2 protein-coding genes are annotated in these 1,022 nt (G+C 73.0%); both read left to right on the top strand.

What is annotated here, in order from left to right; translation table 11 throughout:
* Positions 1-514 (top strand): VWA domain-containing protein (locus AB0J09_RS65800; RefSeq protein WP_360714773.1); only part of this gene is annotated, 514 nt, incomplete at its 5' end.
* The coding region (locus AB0J09_RS65795; RefSeq protein ID WP_360714771.1) for a hypothetical protein at positions 501-1,022 on the top strand (522 nt) is incomplete at its 3' end. The genes AB0J09_RS65800 and AB0J09_RS65795, both read left to right, overlap by 14 nt.

Below are 1,022 nucleotides of genomic sequence, written 5' to 3'. Positions count from 1 at the left end.
CGCCGCGCTGCGGCAGGCGCTGGTGGCCCTGACCGGCGCGGACACATCGGCCTCCGGCGCGTTCTCGCGCTTCAGCAACCGCGAGGCCGTCACGATGATCCCGTTCAACGGCACGGCAGGGGAGCCGGTCCCCTTCACCGTCCCCGAACGCGACCCGGAGCCGGTGCTCGCCGAGATCAGGCGGTTCGCGGAGGGGCTGAGCGCGGCGGGCGGCACCGCGATCTACGACAGCCTCAGAGCCGCCTACGACCGTGCGCCCGCGTCCGGCCACTACGCCTCGATCGTGCTCATGACCGACGGCGAGAACACCAACGGCTCCGACTACGCCGCCTTCGAGGCGTACTACCGGTCGCTGCCGGAGGAGCGGCGCCGGGCGCCGACGTTCGTGGTGCTGTTCGGGGAGAGCGACGTGGCGGAGATGCGCAAGGTGGCCGAGCTGACCGGCGGTGCCGTGTTCGACGCCCGTTCGACGTCGTTGGGCGCCGCGTTCAAGGAGATCCGTGGCTATCAGTGATCGGGTGCTGCGTTACCTGGGCTCGACCAGGAACATCGTCGGCTGCTGCCTGGGGCTGCTCGGCCTGCTGGCCCACTTCCTGGGGCTGGCGGGCACGTTCTGGCCGGTGGTCGTGGCCGCTCTGTACGGGGTGGGCGCGCTGCTCGCCCCGCCGGACCGCGTCCGGCTGACGATCTCGCACGCCGAGGTGGAGACGCTGGCACTGCGCGCCGACCTGGACGGGCTGCTCCGGCGGATCGACGGGCGCTTCCCAGCGGACGTGCACGCCGCCGTGGACGCGCTGGCCGACGTCCTCAGGGGTGTGCTGGCCAGGGCCGAGCAGCTCACCTCCTCGCCCGACCAGCTCCACGTGGTGTCGCAGACGATCCGCCGCTACCTGCCCGCCGGCCTGGAGGCGTACGCGAACCTGCCCCGCGGCTACGCCCTCGCCCGGCGGGCCGAGCGGGAGCGCAGCGCGCACGAGGAGCTGCTCGCCCAGATCGCGCTGCTCGACGCCGAGCTGCGCAAG

Source organism: Nonomuraea sp. NPDC049784, from assembly GCF_040659615.1.
Lineage (GTDB): Bacteria > Actinomycetota > Actinomycetes > Streptosporangiales > Streptosporangiaceae > Nonomuraea.
The sequence above is the reverse complement of the archived record's forward strand: the minus strand, read 5'-3'. Positions and strand labels throughout refer to the sequence as shown.